Raw genomic sequence first — 16,889 nt, 5'->3', positions numbered from 1 at the left:
GTGACGCTCTGCGTCACATCCAAAGCGGACGCGGAGCGTCCGGTGAGGCATTCCCACGCAGAGCGTGGGAACGATCAATCATCGGTCCTCCCCCTCCAGTTTCAACACCATTTCATGCCAGGCCATCCCGCCGTGGTCAGAGGCTGAAGCCTTGAGGTAGGCGAAGCCGAAGCTGGCATAAAGCGCAATATGCCGCTCCTTGCACATCAGGTTGATGCTCGCCTTGTGCATTACGCGCATGCGCTCGATGAATTCGCTCATCAAACGTTTCGCCAAGCCCTGCCCTTGATAATCCGGGTGCACCACCACCGACATGATCACCACATGCGGGCCGTCCGGGTCATGGCCGATCAGCTCCTTGAAGGCTTCATCGGCCATTTCCACCTGGTAGGCGGCGCCGGAGTTGATGAAGCCTGCGACCAGGCCATCGACTTCAGCCACGATAAACCCCTGCGGCCAGGTGGCAATGCGCGTGGCGATTTTCTCGCGGGTGGCCGCTTCGTCGCCTTCGTAGGCAATCGATTCGATGGCGAAACAGCGGTCCAGGTCAGCGGGCGTGACCAGGCGAACAACAGTGTTTGACGATTTCATAGGAGACAACAGCTACCTTGTAAGGTGACGACGACAGGCGCAACGGCAGGCGATTCTAACAACAGCCTTCGCTCGTGACATTGATCAGTCGGACTTGAGCGGCAGCCAGATCTCCAGAACACCTTCCCCCGTTTGCGGATTGAAGTCCGCGCTGTAACGTTCGAACTCCGGCGCATCTGCGGCTTCACTACCGGACTGCGGCAGCCAGGTATTCCAGATGTATCGAAAGGTCTGGGGCAAGGTAGCCAGTGAGCCTTTATGCTCGAACACCGCATAGTATTGTGGTTGTACTTCGATCCAGCGGTATTGCTCAGGCAAGTCATCGAGCTTGCTGATTTCAACTCCTGCGATGTATTCAAAACCGCCCTTGCCATCCGGGTTGCAACAAATGCCGTAGGTCGCGTCGTTTTTTTGGCCCGGGATTTTGCCGATATGCGGAATGAATTTTTCCCAAAGCTGTGGGATGCCTTGGGTGGTTTTGGCAGTAAACCGCCCGCCCAGTCCCGCAATCAGTAGGAAATGTCCATGTTCAAAGCGCGGTTGCGCAAGATCGGAAATTTTTTGTTCGTCCATGAAAGCGACCTCAATAGTGAAAGATGGGTTCGGCTGGGAGTATAGAAGCCAAACCCAGTCACAGGCCCGGAAGCTCAGCCACGCCCGCCGAACCGACAAACTCCCGATAGCCAGATACGATCACGTAGACCGCGAAATAGCAGAAGATCGCTGCAGATGCCATGTATGAATAGCGCAACAGTTTGTCGCCCAACAACTTGCCGCCCTGGGTAGCGGCCAGGCACAAGCCGCCACACCAGAGCAGCCCGGCAAAGAAGAATCCCGCCAGAAACAACCCAGAGCTGAGCAGGCTCCCGCCACCGGAACGGGCAATGAGCGTACCACCCACCGCAGCGAACCAGAGGATGGCGCTCGGCGAGGACATGGCGAGGAAAATGCCGCGAAAAAACTCCCGTCGATGGGAGCCGTTGCTGACTTCGACCGCCTCGGCCAGGGTCGCCTGATGGTAGATCGCCGAATGAATCATCTTCGCCGCGAAGTACAGTAGCAGCGCCGAACCGCCGACCCACAGCACCCAGCGCACGGTCGAATACTGCAACAGCACACTCATGCCGGCCAACGCCAGCACTGCGTAGATCAAATCACCCACGCAGGTCCCGAGCCCAAGGGCAAAACCCTGAAAATAACCGCGTTGCATGGCAAGGGTGATCATCGCGATATTCGCCACGCCGATATCCAGACACAGCGAAAGGCTCAGCAAGAAGCCACTGGTAAATTCCATGTTCATTCCATCGAAAGCGCTAAGTGGTGGGCAGATATTGAACGCAGCTTTTCAACCGTTTTTTAACTCGGTTTTTCCGCCAAAAAACAGCCCGCTGTTGTATCGCAGAAAATGCCTGCGCTGCAAATGGGCCGAATGTCGCCACGAACGACCATCGAAATATTTGATTACGCGCTCTGGACAATCCGCTGTCACTGCCCTTATCTTCCGCCACAGGCCACCGCAGTGGCCAACGTCGCTCGGACGGTTCCGGGCGCTCACGTTACCCGAGGCAACAATGGCAGACCAAGGTTCGCCGCGCCGCTTTGCGCGCATTGATCGACTCCCCCCTTACGTATTCAACATCACTGCCGAATTGAAGATGGCCGCCCGTCGTCGTGGCGAAGACATCATCGATTTGAGCATGGGCAACCCCGACGGCCCGACGCCGCCGCACATTGTCGAAAAACTGGTCACCGTCGCCCAGCGCGAAGACACTCACGGTTACTCCACGTCCAAGGGCATTCCACGCCTGCGGCGGGCGATTTCCCGTTGGTACAAAGATCGCTACGAGGTCGACATCGACCCGGAAAGCGAAGCCATCGTCACCATCGGTTCCAAGGAAGGCCTGGCGCACTTGATGCTCGCCACCCTCGACCAGGGCGATACGGTGCTGGTGCCCAATCCCAGCTATCCGATTCACATCTACGGCGCGGTGATTGCCGGCGCCCAGGTGCGATCAGTGCCGCTGGTGCCTGGCGTGGACTTCTTCGCTGAACTGGAACGGGCGATTCGCGGCTCGATCCCCAAACCGAAGATGATGATTCTCGGCTTCCCGTCCAACCCGACCGCACAGTGCGTGGAGCTGGACTTCTTCGAGCGGGTTATCGCTCTGGCCAAGCAATACGACGTGCTGGTGGTCCACGACCTGGCCTACGCCGACATCGTCTACGACGGTTGGAAAGCCCCGTCGATCATGCAAGTGCCGGGCGCCAAGGACATCGCGGTGGAGTTCTTCACCTTGTCCAAGAGCTACAACATGGCTGGCTGGCGCATTGGTTTCATGGTCGGCAACGCAGAACTGGTCAACGCCCTGGCGCGGATCAAGAGTTACCACGACTACGGCACCTTCACTCCGCTGCAGGTCGCGGCCATCGCCGCGCTGGAAGGTGATCAGCAGTGCGTCAAAGACATCGCCGAGCAATACCGGCAGCGCCGCAACGTGCTGGTCAAAGGCCTGCATGAGTTGGGCTGGATGGTCGAGAATCCGAAGGCATCGATGTACGTCTGGGCCAAGATCCCCGACGCCTATGCGCACCTCGGCTCGCTGGAATTCGCCAAGAAAATGCTGGCTGAAGCCAAGGTCTGTGTATCGCCAGGGGTTGGTTTCGGTGAATACGGTGATGACCATGTGCGCTTTGCACTGATCGAGAACCAGGACCGGATTCGCCAGGCCGTGCGCGGAATTCGCGGGATGTTCAGGGCCGATGGGCTGGTGCAGAAGACCAGCAACAGTTAAGCCGAAACACACCCGTAGGAGCTGCCGCAGGCTGCGATCTTTTAGCGATCCTGAAATCGCGAAGATCAAAAGATCGCAGCCTGCGATGGCGTTTTTGGGTCTTACAGCAGACTGATCGGATAGCTGACGATCACTCGGTTCTCGTCGAACTCGTTGTTACTGAAGTCGCGACGGATGGTCGAGTTGCGCCATTTGAGGTTAAGGCTCTTCAGGGCTCCACTCTGCACGGTATAGCCCAGTTCGGTCTCGCGACCCCATTCCTTGCCATCGGTGATGGTCCCGGTATGCACATTGTCACCGCTGAGGTAGCGGTTCATCAGGGTCAGGCCGGGCACGCCGAGGGCGGCGAAGTTGTAGTCGTGGCGCAGCTGCCAGGACTTTTCCTTGGCGTTGTCGTAGCTTGAGTTGTAGCTGTCGTTGGCCAGGGTGCCGCCGCTGGTGCCGTTGACCCGCATCCAGGCGTTGTCGCCGGTGACTTTCTGCAGGCCGACATAGAAGGTATTGCCGCCGTACTTGGCCGAGAACAGTCCGGACCAGGTCTTGTTGTCCAGATCGCCAGCCCGGGCGCTGCCGTCCTCCTTGCCATAGAAGAAGCCCAGGTTGGCGCCCAGGGTCCAGTCGCCCAAGGGCTGAGTGTGCACCAGGTTGAGGTATTGCTGGCTGTAGATGTCCTTGAGTTCGGCGTTCCACAGACCGATCTGGGTGCGTTTTTCATTGAAGGTGTATTCGCCGCCCTCAAAGTTGAAGCGGTCGGAAGTGAACCCCGCTTTGCCGGTCATCGACATGTTGCTCATGCTGCTGTCGTCACGCGGACTGTTGGCGCGGAACTGGCCGCCGTAGAGGGTCAGGCCGTCGATTTCCTTCGAGGTGATCTGGCCACCACGGAACGTCTGGGGCAACGAACGACCGTCATCGGAGCGCAGGATCGGCAAGACCGGCATCCATTCGCCGACTTTCAATTCGGTCTGGGAAAGCTTCGCCTTGAAGGCCACGCCCAGGCGACCGAAGTTATCGGCCGGTTCACCATCGTGGTCGAGCGGCAGCAGCTGCGTACCGCCGGTGCCGCGGCCGCCGTCGAGTTTCAGCGAGTACAGGCCGAGCACATCCATGCCGAAACCGACGGTGCCCTGGGTGAATCCGGACTTGGCATCAAGGATGAAACTCTGTGTCCACTCTTCGGCCTTGCGCTGAGTCTTGGTCGGGTCGGTGAAGTTACGATTGATGTAGAAATTGCGCAGGTTCAGGTTGACCTTGGCGTCTTCGAGAAAGCCGGATTCCTCGGCCATGGCCGGCAATGCCGCGCTCGCCAGCGCTATGGCCAGCAGAGCGTGAGGGGTGGCTGGGAAAGAGGTGAATGGCTTCATGTGATCGGATTCTCTAATTGTTAGGGATGAAGCGGGGCGCTGCCGCAACGTCGTGTTGCGGACAAAAGTGTCGAACTGAAGGAACGAGCGGGCTGGATCAGCCGGAGTTGGCAGGGCGCTGGGTCATGGGGTCGAACCTGTTGTTATTGGTTTATGTCGGTGCGGTGGATGAAATGCCGGCAGGTGAAGGCGATGGTTCGTCGCCTGGATGACCTTCAGGAAATGCTGCAGATAGAGCGTAATCGTCTCGCCGTGTCCGACGTCGGGCCAACCATTTGACCCGAAATCTGCGCTTGCCCGGTGAGGGTTAAGACGGTATCTACGGGTGTTCGGTCAGACCACCAACGACAGCAGCATGATGAAGATCAGCGCCACGATGGACAGGATGGTCTCCATCGCCGTCCAGGTCTTGAAGGTTTCGGCGACGGTCATGTTGAAGTACTGCTTCACCAGCCAGAAACCCGCATCGTTGACGTGAGACAGAATCAACGAGCCCGCCCCCGTTGCCAGCACCAGCAATTCACGATTGACGCCCGGAATCATCCCCACCACCGGCACCACAATGCCTGCACCGGTAATGGTCGCGACGGTGGCTGAACCTGTAGCGACGCGAATCACCGCAGCCACCAGCCATGCCAGCAAAATCGGTGAGATCTGCGCATTCACCGCCATATGGCCGATCACATCGCCCACACCGCTGGTCACCAGCATCTGCTTGAAGCCACCGCCAGCACCAATGATCAGAATGATCGCTGCGGTCGGCGCGAGGCTGGCGTCGAGCAGTTTGAGTATTCTCTTCGAATCGAAACCGCGCTTGTAGCCGAAGGTATACAGCGACAGCAGCAAGGCCAGCAGCAAGGCAGCGATCGGGTGGCCGATCATGTCCATCCAGTTGCGTACGCCGTGACCTTCGGGCAGCGCCACATCGGCAAAGGTCTTGAGCAACATCAGGAACACCGGCAGCAGCACGGTGATCAGGGTGATGCCGAAGCTTGGCAGCGTGGAGGCTTCCGGCTCATGGGCCAGTTGATCCACCAACTGCTGATTCGGGTGGCCCGGGATGTATTTGGAGATAAAGGAGCCGTACAGGGGGCCGGCAATGATGGCGGTCGGCAGAGCGACGATCAGGCCGTAGAGAATGGTTTTGCCAATGTCTGCGCCAAACACGCCGATGGCCAGCAACGGCCCCGGGTGCGGCGGTACCAGACCGTGAACCACGGACAGCCCTGCCAGCAGCGGGATACCAATCTTGATCATCGACACGCCGGTACGCCGGGCAACGATGAACACCAGCGGAATCAGCAGCACAAAGCCGATTTCGAAGAACAACGGAATACCGACCAGAAAGGCCGCGCACATCATTGCCCATTGCACGCGCTCCTTGCCGAATGCCTGAATCAGGGTACGGGCGATCTGATCCGCTCCACCCGACTCGGCCATCATTTTGCCGAGCATGGTGCCCAGCGCCAGGATGATGCCGACGAAACCGAGAACGCCGCCGAAGCCGTCCTGGAATGCCTTGATGATTTTGTCCACTGGCATGCCCGAGGTCAGCCCGAGGAAGCCGGCAGCAATGATCAGCGCAATGAACGGATGCAGCTTGAACCGGGTGATCAATACGATCAGACCGATAATGGTGACCACTGCATCGAGCAGCAGATAGGTCTCGTGGGACATGCCAAACATGGGGGTAACTCCTGTTTGTTGTTTTTATTAAACGGTTTTTAAACGACTGCCGACTAGGACAGCGCTATCTTTTCGAGCCAGGCATCAGTCGATGGATTCCAGGCCACGCTGGAGCCACCAGGCATAGGCATGCTCGGCCAGGTAATCGACATTTTGCGTGGAGGCATCCAGGGCCAGGGTCAACGGTTCGCCGACAGGCGATTCAAGGGTGGCGAACTGGCTGTCGATCAGGGTCGAGGGCATGAAATGACCGGGGCGATGGGAGACCCGTTGCTCTGCGACCTCAGGGGTCAGCTCGAGAAAAACGAAACCCAGGCCCGGCACGGCGCTACGCAACCGTTCACGATATCGCAATTTAAGGGCCGAGCAGGTCAGTACCGGACGCTGACCTGCAGCGACGGCGCGGCGCAGCTCATCGCACAGGCTGTCGAGCCAGCCGGCACGGTCTTCGTCTGTCAGGGGAATGCCTGCGCTCATTTTTTCGATGTTGGCGGCAGGGTGGAAACTATCGCCTTCAATGGCCGTAGCGCCGCTGAGTCGGCACAAAGCCTCGCTGACGCACGTTTTGCCGCAGCCGGCGACGCCCATGATGACCAGGGCGGTGATGGGTTGACTCATGTAACACCTCAGCGCGCAGACAGCGCTACCTTTGCAAGTAAAACACTAGTGCAAAAATAGATTCTGCCGACGCCTTCTTGTCATTTTTATGGGTTGCAGCATGTGCTGTATCGACGCTGGGAGAGTGGGATCAGGCAAGCCACACTCAAGCATTTGCAGCGGCATCGAGACAGCGCTACCTTAGTGCCTTGAATTTTGTTTGGCAAGCCGTCCGATGACCTCCTCCAAAAACGATAAAAATACCCGCACCACAGGACGCCCGACCCTCAACGAAGTTGCGCGCCTGGCCGGCGTCAGTCCGATCACTGCTTCCAGAGCGTTGCGCGGCGTCAGCAGCGTGGCCACCGAACTGGTGGAAAAGGTCCAGCAGGCCGCGCTCGAACTGAACTACGTGGTCAACCCCGCCGCCCGCGCCCTGGCCTCGGCCCAGAGCCATTCGGTGGTCGTTTTGGTGCCGTCGCTGTCGAACCTGCTGTTCATCGAAACTCTGGAAGCCATTCACACCGTCTTGCGGCCCAAAGGCTTCGAAGTGTTGATCGGCAACTACCACTACTCGCGCGACGAAGAAGAAAACCTGCTGCGCAATTACATGGCCTACCAACCGCGCGGCCTTTTGCTGACCGGGTTTGATCGCACCGAAAGCGCCCGGCGGATGATCGAGGCGAGCAACGTTCCCTGTGTCTACATGATGGACCTGGACCCCGGTGCCGGGCTCAACTGCGTCGGTTTCTCGCAACTGAGCGCTGGCGAGACCGCGGCCGAGCATTTGATTTCACGCGGTCGCAGACGGCTGGCCTACATCGGCGCGCAACTCGACCAACGCACCCTGCTGCGTGGCGAAGGCTTCCGCCGTGCGCTGCAAAAAGCCGGTTTGTATGACCCCGACCTGGAAATCCTGACCCCGCGCCCGTCGTCGGTCGGTCTGGGTGGCGAGTTATTCCTGCAATTGATGGCCAGCCATCCGCAGGTCGACGCGATCTTCTTCGGCAACGATGACCTGGCCCACGGCGCCCTGCTCGAAGCCATGCGCTGCGGCATCAAGATCCCGCAGCAAGTGGCGGTCCTGGGCTTCAACGACCTGCCCGCCTCGGCTCACATGGTGCCGCGCCTGAGCAGCATCAGCACCCCGCGCGAGGCCATCGGTCGCCGCGCCGCCGAGCAGATGCTGACCCTGATGGCCGGCAATACCGTGGCCAAACCGGTGCAGGACATGGGGTTTGAGTTGATGGTACGCGAGAGTACTTAGCGGCACGGTCGGCGACACGGTTCAAGAAATTTGCCGTGCCTGCCGTTTCAGCATCAGAACCCAGGTGAATATCTACGGTTACCCCCTTCCCGAAAACTGCTAGATTCCCTGGGCCAAATCACCACAGCCAGGGAAGCTCAATGGGAAACTCGCTCAGAATTTTAGGGAAAGCCTCTTCGATCAACGTCCGAAAAGTCCTATGGACCTGCCATGAGCTGGGCCTGGCCTACGAGCGTGAAGACTGGGGCAGCGGCTTTGCCTCGACCCACACACCGGAGTTTCTCCAGCTCAATCCCAATGCCCAGGTGCCGGTCATCGTCGACGAGGCAGGCGTGCTTTGGGAATCCAACACCATCTGCCGATACCTCGTCGGCAAACAACGAAACACCGACCTGTTGCCGATCGAACCCGCTGCGCGGGCGCGCGTCGAACAATGGATGGATTGGCAAGCCACCGAGCTCAATCCATCCTGGAGCTATGCCTTCGTCGCTCTAGTGCGACAAAACCCGGACTTCCAGGATCCGCAGCGAATCGCCGCAGGCGTTCGCGGCTGGAACGAGAAAATGGGCATTCTCGAGCAACAGCTGACCGTGACCGGCGCCTATGTGGCCGGCCCTGAGTTTACGCTGGCTGATATCGGCATCGGCCTGTCGGTCAACCGCTGGTTGATGACGCCGATGGAGCGTGCGAACCATCCGGCGGTGATCGACTACTACGAAAAACTCAGTGCGCGCTCAGGTTTCCGCGAGCACGGCCGTAATGGCCTGCCTTGAGCACAAAGCCGTTCAATCACGCCGATAACTCATACAAGGTGGCATCCATGAAAGGACTCAACGTACTGCTGACAGGCGCCTGCGGCAGGATCGGCAAGACATTTTTCGAAGCTTCGCAGGACCGTTATAACTTCACCCTCACAGATCGCGTTGCTCCAGACTTCGCGATCGGTGCCCATCGATTCGTGAGCCTGGAGCTGACAGACAAAGAAGCCCTCAATTCGGTGCTCGAAGGCATCGATGTGATCGTTCACCTGGCCGGCATTCCCCACGCCAGCGCATCCTTCGATGAACTGCTGCCCAACAATATCCTGGCCACCACCTACCTGTTTGAAGCCGCCGTGGCGGCGGGCTGCAAGCGCCTGATCTTCGCCAGCAGCGCGCAGACCATCGAAGGCTACCCGGTGGATCGACAGATCACACCGGGCATGCAAGTCATGCCAGCCAACCTGTATGGCGTGAGCAAATGTTATGGCGAAGCCTTGTGCGCCTTTTACGCCGCCAAACACGACCTTTCGACCATAGCCCTGCGCATCGGTGCTTTCGAGTTCCCGGATCGCCACGAACTGACCAACGCCCGTGACCTGAGCGCCTGGCTCAGCCCAAGAGATGCCGTGCAATTGCTGCAACGTTCGGTTGAAGTCAAAGACGTGAAACACCTGATCGCCCACGGCATTTCCAATAACCGTTTCAAACGTCTGGACCTGAGCGAAACCACGCGAGTACTGGGCTATCAGCCGGTGGACGACGCGTTCCAGATGTTTGATTTGCCGATTGAGTATTAAATGTTCCGCCCTTAGGCCACTTTGCCGCCCGAGTTGCCAGCTCTAGTGGTCAGTCTGAAAAAGCGGTCGAAAGCGGCAAGGTTTGGCCGCCCATCGGCGCTTCCTGGTGAACGCGATGCTGCCATGCCCCGCAAAACCTGGGCATGCTGGCACCGGCACGCAAATTGCTCTCTACCTGCCGATAGCAATCATTCAGGTGCTCGAATCATGTTGGTCAACGCACAAAAAGCTTCGATCGTTCAGCCCACCCACCGGTCCGATATGGACCCGACCACGGCTGCCGCCAGCGCGCTCTACAGCGGTTTGATGCAGAACGCACAAAATGCCACGAACAGTCAGACGTCCAGCACGACGCAACAAACCAGCAACACGGTGAACGACAATGTCGACGCTGCGTTCGCCAAAACCCGCGTGCTGCTGCAAAGCACTGCGCCGGCCACCAGCACACCGAATGCGACGACTGCCACGGACAGTACGGCGAGTAACGGTTTCAAGAACTACATGAGCAAAACCCCTGAGCAGCAGATGCGCGACAGTATTCTGAAAGAAATGGGGATTACCGAGAACGACTTGAAAAACATGTCGCCTGAAAAACAATTGGCGATCGGCAAGGAAATTGCCCAACGCGTCGAAGACAAGATGAAGGTGGCACAGGTCGAGAAAGGCAACAGCACCACCGACAAACAAGTGGCCGACACGTTTCTGGCTGCGCTTTAAGTCGTCTCGAACTGAAAAGGGTTCCCTTTCAGGCGGCGACGCCTGGAAGGGAACCCTTTTCAATGGCTGAACGGTTTAACTGATCTGCAGTGTCGAGTTGAACTGACTGATCGCATCCACTACGTGCCGCGAGCCTTGCTGGATTTCCAGAATCGCTTCGCCAGCCTCATTGGCCAGTTCCACGCCGAGCCCGGTGCGGCTCAAACTCGATTGCATGCTCGAGACTGCGTTCAGTGACAGGTCATGGTTCTTGCGCACCACCTCGACGATCTCCAGGGTCGCCTGACTGGTGCGTGCAGCCAGGCTGCGCACCTCATCGGCGACCACCGCGAAACCGCGCCCATGTTCCCCTGCCCGCGCCGCCTCGATGGCCGCGTTCAGGGCCAGCAGGTTGGTCTGATCGGCAATCCCGCGAATGGTCTGAACGATGCTGCCGATGATCTCGGATTGTTTACTCACCGCGTCGATACTGAGGGCGGCTTCGTTGAGGTCCCTGGAGATTTCTTCGATGATCTGAACCGTCTGCTGCACCACCTGCGAGCCCTTCCGGGCACAGGCATCGTTCTGAACGGAGGTGCTATGAGCGGATTCGGCAGCGGTCTGCAAAGTAGTCACCTGCCCGGTAATATCACTGGCGAACTTGACCACTTTGCACAGGCGACCCTTGGCGTCGAAAATCGGGTTGTACGAGGCTTCGAGAAATACCGTGTGGCCATACTTGTCGACCCGTTCGAAGCGATGGGAGTGATATTCGCCGCGATTGAGCGAGGCCCAGAATGCTCTGTAGTTCTGTGACTCACTTTCGGCCCGCTGACAGAACAGACTGTGATGCTGGCCGACCACCTCGCCGAGCGAGTAGTGCATGGTTTTCAGGAAGTTCTCGTTTGCATGAATGACCCGGCCTTCCGGGGTGAATTCAATCACCGCCATGGAGCGGCCAATGGCATCGATCAGGTTCTGATTTTCGTGCTCCCTTTGGGCCCGCGCGCAAATATCCGACGCCACTTTGATCACACTTTTCACTTGCCGGTCGGGGCCCAGGATCGGCAGGTAACTGGCCTCGAGCCAGATCTCTTTACCGCTCTTGCTCAACCGTAAAAAAGTGCCAGTGATCGGCTCACCACGGCCCAGGTCGCGCCAGAGCCTGGCGTAGGCTTCGCTGCGATAGAACTCTTCTTCGCAGAAGATCCGGTGATGTTTGCCGCGAACTTCCTCGACGGTATAACCCATGACGTTACAGAAGTTTTCGTTGGCATTGAGCACGATACCGTCAGGAGCGAACTCGATCATTGCCATCGAACGACTGACCGCTGCCAACTTGGCATTCGCCTCGTTCAGCGCGCAGGTAAATCGTTCAATTTCAAGCAGGTCAGCCTTGCGATGTAAATTAAACATGGTGGTATCACCTTCAGCGCTGTCTTTTGATTGACGGAAGTTCCAAGTCTTTCACTGAACCCACTACAACTTTCCACAGAACACGCAAACGTATCCCTGAAGGAGGGATAAGTGTCAGGTGATAAATGATGTTTAATCGGAGTGTCCGTACGGCAACGCTCTTATCAAGCCATCCTTTTCTTGACAGCCCGGTGTCGGGCCCAACCTAACGTTGACAAGTAATTCCATTTAAAAAACATTCCTTTTAACAAGGGTGCCTTGAGTTGCGCACTCTTGACGCTAGATCACGGTTGCAGCCTGAGGAACCCTTCACATAGCGGTCGACATGATTTGTCACGGCTGAGCATAGACAGCTACTGAACGGATGCAAGGCCACCAATGTGCCATCATTCAAATTCTTTCCGACATCGAAGTCGCTGACTGAATTCATGACCGCTAGTGCAGCATCTCCAACAACGCTTGCACCGCCGCTGACGGTGCCCTGTCCTGCGACACCGCCAGCGCGAACTCTCGATAAACCGGTAGGGTCAACGGGACGACGCGCAGCCCCTTGCGATCATCTGGTAGGGTCATTTCCGGCACCAGCGTCACACCGACATTTTCCCGCACCAGCGTGAACGCACTGCTCCACTCGCGCACTTCAACCCGTACGTCGAGCAGCTCCAGACCGGCATCCGCCGCCAGGCTGCGAGCGTTGACCGAACAGCCACCGGTGGCGAGCACGAAGGGCTGCGCGGTCAACTCTGCCAACGATACGCCGGCCTCATGCGGGCGCCGCGCCAGGGGATGGCTGATGGGCAATACGGCAACCCAGCTATCGCGTCCCAACAACCCGGCGTTACGTTCAGCAGGCGGATTCAACACCACCCCCACGTCCACCAGCCCGGTACTGAGCAGGGCTTCGACCTCGTCATCACTGACCTCCAGCGCCACCACCTGAATACCGGGGTAAAGCTGATTGAATTGGCGCAGCAGCGGCGGCAGGAAGGTGGCCAGAACCATGGGAAAACTGGCCAGGCGGATCGTGCCGCGCTGGATGTCTTTCGCGGCATCAACAGTGGTACGAATGGTCTCCAGCGCCGAGAGCATCAACCGCGCTTGCTCGATCACTTGCAGACCAATCGCAGTCGGCCGGGCCTGGCGGTTTTCCCGGGTGAACAACTGCACCCCGAGCATGTCTTCGAGCAACGCCAGTGCCTGGCTGGCGCCGGACTGGGTCATGCCGACGCGCTCGGCGGCGCGGGTGATATTGCCGGCATCCGCCACCGCCACCAGCATGCGCCAATGCATCAGATTCATCATGGCAGTAGCTGTCCTTATGGCTGCGTTCTGAAATAGTCATTTTACGAATGATGGCAACGACTATGACACTGATCAAAACCGTCCAGAAGAGTCCTCTCCATGAAGTTGTATTTCTCACCCCAGGCCTGCTCGTTGGCGCCACACATTGTCCTGCGTGAACTGGATCTACCGTTCGAACTGATCCTCGTCGACAACACCACCAAGAAGACCGCCGACGGTGCCGACTTTCTCGCCATCAACTCCAAAGGTTATGTCGCGGCGTTACAGCTGGATAACGCACAGGTACTGACCGAAGGCCCGGCCATCCTGCAATACCTCGCCGACCTCAAGCCACAGACCGGCCTGGCACCCGCTAACGGAACGTGGGAAAGAGTGCGCTTGCAGGAATGGTTGAACTTCGTCTCCAGCGAGATCCATGGCGGGTTGGGCCTGTTGTTCAACAACTCGATTCCCGATCAAGTGAAGGCGATCTTGCGGGAGAAACTGTTCAAGCGTTTCGCCGTGCTGACCCAAGCGCTGGCACAACAGGATTACCTGCTCGGCGAGCAGTTCAGCGTCGCCGATGCGTACCTGTTCAGCGTGCTGCGCTGGACGCGGCTCTTTGCCATCGACCTGGGGCAATGGCCGGCGCTGGAGCGCTTCCAGGCGCGGATCGATTCACGTCCGACAGTTAAAGCGGCGTTGGCCGCGGAGATGGCGTAAGCCTTTAGATTGATCGCGGGCTAGCCCTAATGTTGTTCAGTTAAGGAAGTTGTAGGAGCGAGCTTGCTCGCGATGGACTTAAGTGCGCCGCGTTTAGCCAGTAAACACGCGTTATCGTTAACGACCATCGCGAGCAAGCTCGCTCCTACAGTGGACCACATTCGCTTAACTGAACAACATTAGGGCTTGCCCGCGAATGCGATGTCTCAGGCACCCTTGAAATATCAGGCAAATAATCGAATCCCTTTACAAACTCCCACTCACCCGTGTCGCCACCTCTGCAGGCACCCAGCCCTGCCAGACCTGCGGCTGATCCTTCAGAAACGCTGCGGCAACCTGTCTCGGTTGCTGACGTTTCTCGCTCATCTGGCCGAGGGTCTGGTTCAGCAGATCGATCGGCAGGTCGACTTTCTCGAAAAACGACACCAGGTCCGGGTATTGGGCTTTGAACGGCGCGGACACACCAATGGCCAGGTTGGCGGGCATCGAGCGAGTGCCCCTGGGGTGCGGGTTGTTGGCATCGGCCAGGGTTTTCCAGGCTTGGGCATCGAACGCCGGTTCTTCGAGTTTCACCAGTTTGAAGCGACCCAGCAGCGGCGTCGGCGACCAGTAGTAGAACAATACCGGTTTGCCGCGACGGATCGATGAGGCGACCTCGGCGTCCAGCGCCGCGCCGGAGCCGGTGCGGAAGTTGACGAAGCTATCGCTCAGCTCGTAGGCCTTGAGTTTCTGGCTGTTGACGATCTCCGAGGTCCAGCCGGTCGGGCTGTTGAGGAAGCGCCCGCGGGTCGGGTCCTCGGGGTCGCGGAACACATCTTTATAGCGCGCCAGATCGGCAACGGATTTCAGCTCCGGAGCCACAGGTTTGATGCCCCGTTCCGGGTCGCCCTTGATCACGTATTCCGGGACCCACCAGCCCTCTGTGGCACCTTTGACGGTATCTCCGAGGCCGAACACCTTGCCCTCCGATTGCGCCTTGATCCAGGCCGGACTGCGCCCGGCCCATTCTTCACCGATCACCTGTATATCGTTCCTGGCCAGCGCCGCTTCCAGGCTGACGGTACTGCCCGGTAGCGTGTCGGTCGGGTAGCCGTAGCCCTTCTCGACGATCAAACGCAGGATCTCGGTGATCAGGCTTCCGCTTTCCCAGGTGATGTCACCGAAATGGATCGGCACGGGTTTCTCGGCGGCAGGCGCCTGTTGCGCCAGCAGGCTCAGCGCCAGCAGCGAGCTGCCAAGCAGGGTTTTGATCGATCTCATGCGGACCTCTGTAGGGATGGTTGTCGAAGTAATGGCTGGTTGGCGCTAAGGTCGTTCGCGACATCCCAAGGCGCACAGGCGGCGCTTGAGCGGGTCATGTAATCACTCACCGAACGCTGGGAAATCCCGAGTTGCGCAGCGACCTGGGGATAAGCCAGTCCATTGACCCGGGCCAGCAAGAAAGCGGCACGGACCTTGGCCGGCAAGCGCTTGAGCTGATGGTCAATGCCGTGCAAGGCTTCGAGTACCTGCGCCAGATCCTGAGGCGACACCCCTTGGGACTGTTCATCCTGCAAGGCATCGAGGTGATTGCGCTCCAGGTCGCGACGACGCCAGAACTGGTACATCAAGCGCTGGGCAATGGTGGTCAGCAGCGCCCGCGGCTGATGAATCGGGATCAGCCCCGGTGTGCTCAGGAGTTGGACGAAGGTGTCGGCGGCAATGTCTTCGGCATTGGCGCTGGAACCCAGATGGCGGCGCAATCGTGCGCACAGCCATTGGTAATGATTGCGGAACAATCCGCCCACGTATTCGCGGTGAGAAGTGTCGGTGCCGGACATGAAGGCTCCAATAGAAATGGTTGCGCTGTATGTCCGGTGTTCCGGTGACGCGATCCTATCAAGGAGTTTTATTCTTTAATAATACTTAAAAACTATTTTTATATATCTTTATGGAATTTATGAGCATGGGATGTTTATCGCCTGATCCATCGTCATCGCGGGCAAGTCGGATCGCCGCCCGCTCGCTCCTACAGGTCGATCACACCATGATGGGGATTGGCGCTGCTTTTGTAGGAGCGAGCGGGCGGCGATCCGACTTGCCCGCGAAAAATCTCAAAGCAATCAACGCAGGCGAGCCAGACCAAGCTCTTCAGCCTCTTGCTGATAGTCGAGAAGAACCTGGTAGTCGCCTTCAGATGCCGGCAACACTTCCCGCAACCCAAGGGTTTCAGCCACGTCGGGCAACTCCCGCAAAGTCAGATTCATCACTTCACGAATCCGCTCGGCCTGCTCATCAGTCAGCCCTGCGACACCGATATACGGCAAGGTCGGGCTGAACGCACTGCGCGCCACCACCCGCAATCCCGAGACGTCTTCTTCGGCATAACGCGCCAGATAGGCAAAGGTGACACTGTCGATGGCCGCCAGATCAGCCTTGCGCTCACGCAACCAGCGCAGGCTCTCACGGTGGCTGCCGCTGATGGAGACACGGGAGAAAAACCGGCCGTCCTGTTGCAGCGGTGCAAGCCGGTGGCGCAGCAGGTTCATGCCGCTGTTGGAGTCCTCGCCATTGATCACGCCATGACTGCCAAACAGCTCCTGCAAGGTCTGGCGCGGCTCATCGGCACGGGTCAGCAGCAGGCTGCAATGGTTGCCGTCGCAGCTGTCCGGCAGGTCAAAGCAAGGTCGGCCAATAACCCGAACCCGCCCGCGCAGAGCAGTCATCAGCGGATAACCACAGGTTTGGGTCAACAGCAATTGCGGGGCGAGCCAGAGCTGCATCAGCTCCAGACCTTCGGCACTGCGACGGGCAACGCCGAGCCGTTCCAGGATACGGGTCAGCCATTGTTCGTTGGCCTGGCGCACCTGCTCGGGTGCGACGTACATCGGTAGTTCTGCGTAGCAGGTGGGCATTGTCAGGCTCCTGTTTCCAATGCG

The 16,889-nt window shown here is 58.5% G+C and carries 16 protein-coding genes and 2 pseudogenes; 6 read left to right on the top strand and 12 right to left on the bottom strand.

Annotated elements, in window-relative coordinates; genetic code table 11:
• Window positions 1-78: 78 nt before the first annotated feature.
• From AC07O1_RS27700 to AC07O1_RS27690, 3 genes are all read right to left on the bottom strand, one after another.
• Window positions 79-591 carry a GNAT family N-acetyltransferase gene (locus AC07O1_RS27700; protein WP_495090846.1) on the bottom strand — a complete coding sequence of 171 codons (513 nt, stop codon included), beginning with the start codon at window positions 589-591 and terminating at the stop codon, window positions 79-81.
• Window positions 592-675: 84 nt separating this feature from the next.
• Window positions 676-1,164 carry a GyrI-like domain-containing protein gene (locus tag AC07O1_RS27695; protein ID WP_495090845.1) on the bottom strand — a complete coding sequence of 163 codons (489 nt, stop codon included), beginning with the start codon at window positions 1,162-1,164 and terminating at the stop codon, window positions 676-678.
• A 58-nt stretch (window positions 1,165-1,222) separates the two neighbouring features.
• Window positions 1,223-1,885 carry a LysE family translocator gene (locus tag AC07O1_RS27690; RefSeq protein WP_495024732.1) on the bottom strand — a complete coding sequence of 221 codons (663 nt, stop codon included), beginning with the start codon at window positions 1,883-1,885 and terminating at the stop codon, window positions 1,223-1,225.
• Between the two features lie 277 nt (window positions 1,886-2,162).
• On the opposite strand from AC07O1_RS27690, the gene alaC reads away from it, so the two are divergent.
• Complete coding sequence (gene alaC, locus AC07O1_RS27685) at window positions 2,163-3,383, top strand: alanine transaminase (RefSeq protein ID WP_494992694.1); 1,221 nt, start codon at window positions 2,163-2,165, stop codon at window positions 3,381-3,383.
• 101 nt (window positions 3,384-3,484) lie between these two features.
• On the opposite strand, the gene AC07O1_RS27680 is transcribed toward alaC, so the two are convergent.
• The 3 genes from AC07O1_RS27680 to AC07O1_RS27670 all read right to left on the bottom strand — a co-directional run bounded on the left by AC07O1_RS27680 (window position 3,485) and on the right by AC07O1_RS27670 (window position 7,051).
• Window positions 3,485-4,747 carry an OprD family porin gene (locus AC07O1_RS27680; protein WP_495090844.1) on the bottom strand — a complete coding sequence of 421 codons (1,263 nt, stop codon included), beginning with the start codon at window positions 4,745-4,747 and terminating at the stop codon, window positions 3,485-3,487.
• 333 nt (window positions 4,748-5,080) lie between these two features.
• Window positions 5,081-6,433, bottom strand: coding sequence for a GntP family permease (locus AC07O1_RS27675; RefSeq protein ID WP_495010367.1), 1,353 nt, complete (start codon window positions 6,431-6,433; stop codon window positions 5,081-5,083).
• Window positions 6,434-6,517: 84 nt separating this feature from the next.
• Window positions 6,518-7,051 carry a gluconokinase gene (locus AC07O1_RS27670; protein WP_494992692.1) on the bottom strand — a complete coding sequence of 178 codons (534 nt, stop codon included), beginning with the start codon at window positions 7,049-7,051 and terminating at the stop codon, window positions 6,518-6,520.
• 214 nt (window positions 7,052-7,265) lie between these two features.
• Between AC07O1_RS27670 and gntR the strand changes: the two genes are divergently transcribed.
• From gntR to AC07O1_RS27650, 4 genes are all read left to right on the top strand, one after another.
• The gene (gene gntR / locus AC07O1_RS27665) at window positions 7,266-8,297 is read left to right on the top strand and encodes an HTH-type transcriptional regulator GntR (RefSeq protein ID WP_494992691.1); all 1,032 of its coding nucleotides are present in this window, start codon (window positions 7,266-7,268) and stop codon (window positions 8,295-8,297) included.
• Between the two features lie 140 nt (window positions 8,298-8,437).
• Window positions 8,438-9,070 (top strand): glutathione S-transferase family protein, encoded by a 633-nt coding sequence (locus tag AC07O1_RS27660; protein ID WP_495090843.1) that lies wholly within the window; start codon window positions 8,438-8,440, stop codon window positions 9,068-9,070.
• A gap of 47 nt (window positions 9,071-9,117) precedes the next feature.
• The gene (locus AC07O1_RS27655; RefSeq protein ID WP_495090842.1) at window positions 9,118-9,855 is read left to right on the top strand and encodes an NAD-dependent epimerase/dehydratase family protein; all 738 of its coding nucleotides are present in this window, start codon (window positions 9,118-9,120) and stop codon (window positions 9,853-9,855) included.
• 207 nt (window positions 9,856-10,062) lie between these two features.
• Window positions 10,063-10,572, top strand: a complete 510-nt coding sequence (locus AC07O1_RS27650) for a hypothetical protein (protein ID WP_495090841.1) — start codon at window positions 10,063-10,065, stop codon at window positions 10,570-10,572.
• Between the two features lie 75 nt (window positions 10,573-10,647).
• On the opposite strand, the pseudogene AC07O1_RS27645 reads toward AC07O1_RS27650, so the two are convergent.
• The 3 genes and pseudogenes from AC07O1_RS27645 to AC07O1_RS27635 form a co-directional block, all read right to left on the bottom strand.
• Window positions 10,648-11,079 (bottom strand): annotated as a pseudogene (locus tag AC07O1_RS27645) (methyl-accepting chemotaxis protein); the annotation flags it as partial.
• Between the two features lie 111 nt (window positions 11,080-11,190).
• Window positions 11,191-11,862: pseudogene (locus AC07O1_RS27640) on the bottom strand (PAS domain-containing protein); the annotation flags it as partial.
• A gap of 540 nt (window positions 11,863-12,402) precedes the next feature.
• Complete coding sequence (locus AC07O1_RS27635; protein ID WP_494992687.1) at window positions 12,403-13,269, bottom strand: LysR family transcriptional regulator; 867 nt, start codon at window positions 13,267-13,269, stop codon at window positions 12,403-12,405.
• A gap of 99 nt (window positions 13,270-13,368) precedes the next feature.
• On the opposite strand from AC07O1_RS27635, the gene gstA reads away from it, so the two are divergent.
• On the top strand, window positions 13,369-13,971 hold the full coding sequence (gstA, locus tag AC07O1_RS27630) for a glutathione transferase GstA (protein ID WP_495090840.1): 603 nt from the start codon (window positions 13,369-13,371) through the stop codon (window positions 13,969-13,971).
• Between the two features lie 246 nt (window positions 13,972-14,217).
• Here the strand turns inward: gstA and AC07O1_RS27625 are convergent, their stop codons facing one another.
• The 3 genes from AC07O1_RS27625 to AC07O1_RS27615 form a co-directional block, all read right to left on the bottom strand.
• Complete coding sequence (locus AC07O1_RS27625) at window positions 14,218-15,231, bottom strand: ABC transporter substrate-binding protein (protein WP_495090839.1); 1,014 nt, start codon at window positions 15,229-15,231, stop codon at window positions 14,218-14,220.
• Window positions 15,228-15,791: a sigma-70 family RNA polymerase sigma factor gene (locus AC07O1_RS27620; protein WP_495090838.1), complete on the bottom strand. Its 564-nt coding sequence runs from the start codon at window positions 15,789-15,791 to the stop codon at window positions 15,228-15,230. The genes AC07O1_RS27625 and AC07O1_RS27620 overlap by 4 nt, the downstream gene beginning before the upstream one ends.
• Window positions 15,792-16,073: 282 nt before the next feature.
• The gene (locus AC07O1_RS27615; RefSeq protein ID WP_495090837.1) at window positions 16,074-16,865 is read right to left on the bottom strand and encodes a phosphate/phosphite/phosphonate ABC transporter substrate-binding protein; all 792 of its coding nucleotides are present in this window, start codon (window positions 16,863-16,865) and stop codon (window positions 16,074-16,076) included.
• Window positions 16,866-16,889 lie beyond the last annotated feature (24 nt).

This window comes from Pseudomonas sp. GW821-FHT07G10 (assembly GCF_059418545.1).
The sequence above is the reverse complement of the archived record's forward strand: the minus strand, read 5'-3'. Positions and strand labels throughout refer to the sequence as shown.

Bases quoted from the DNA above. Each gene is read 5' to 3' on its own strand.
- AC07O1_RS27695 (WP_495090845.1), bottom strand. From the start codon at position 1,164: ATGGACGAACAAAAAATTTCCGATCTTGCGCAACCGCGCTTTGAACAT.
- alaC (WP_494992694.1), top strand. From the start codon at position 2,163: ATGGCAGACCAAGGTTCGCCGCGCCGCTTTGCGCGCATTGATCGACTC.
- AC07O1_RS27675 (WP_495010367.1), bottom strand. From the start codon at position 6,433: ATGTTTGGCATGTCCCACGAGACCTATCTGCTGCTCGATGCAGTGGTC.
- AC07O1_RS27615 (WP_495090837.1), bottom strand. From the start codon at position 16,865: ATGCCCACCTGCTACGCAGAACTACCGATGTACGTCGCACCCGAGCAG.
- gntR (WP_494992691.1), top strand. From the start codon at position 7,266: ATGACCTCCTCCAAAAACGATAAAAATACCCGCACCACAGGACGCCCG.
- AC07O1_RS27635 (WP_494992687.1), bottom strand. From the start codon at position 13,269: ATGATGAATCTGATGCATTGGCGCATGCTGGTGGCGGTGGCGGATGCC.
- AC07O1_RS27660 (WP_495090843.1), top strand. From the start codon at position 8,438: ATGGGAAACTCGCTCAGAATTTTAGGGAAAGCCTCTTCGATCAACGTC.
- AC07O1_RS27625 (WP_495090839.1), bottom strand. From the start codon at position 15,231: ATGAGATCGATCAAAACCCTGCTTGGCAGCTCGCTGCTGGCGCTGAGC.
- gstA (WP_495090840.1), top strand. From the start codon at position 13,369: ATGAAGTTGTATTTCTCACCCCAGGCCTGCTCGTTGGCGCCACACATT.
- AC07O1_RS27680 (WP_495090844.1), bottom strand. From the start codon at position 4,747: ATGAAGCCATTCACCTCTTTCCCAGCCACCCCTCACGCTCTGCTGGCC.
- AC07O1_RS27620 (WP_495090838.1), bottom strand. From the start codon at position 15,791: ATGTCCGGCACCGACACTTCTCACCGCGAATACGTGGGCGGATTGTTC.
- AC07O1_RS27690 (WP_495024732.1), bottom strand. From the start codon at position 1,885: ATGGAATTTACCAGTGGCTTCTTGCTGAGCCTTTCGCTGTGTCTGGAT.
- AC07O1_RS27670 (WP_494992692.1), bottom strand. From the start codon at position 7,051: ATGAGTCAACCCATCACCGCCCTGGTCATCATGGGCGTCGCCGGCTGC.
- AC07O1_RS27655 (WP_495090842.1), top strand. From the start codon at position 9,118: ATGAAAGGACTCAACGTACTGCTGACAGGCGCCTGCGGCAGGATCGGC.
- AC07O1_RS27700 (WP_495090846.1), bottom strand. From the start codon at position 591: ATGAAATCGTCAAACACTGTTGTTCGCCTGGTCACGCCCGCTGACCTG.
- AC07O1_RS27650 (WP_495090841.1), top strand. From the start codon at position 10,063: ATGTTGGTCAACGCACAAAAAGCTTCGATCGTTCAGCCCACCCACCGG.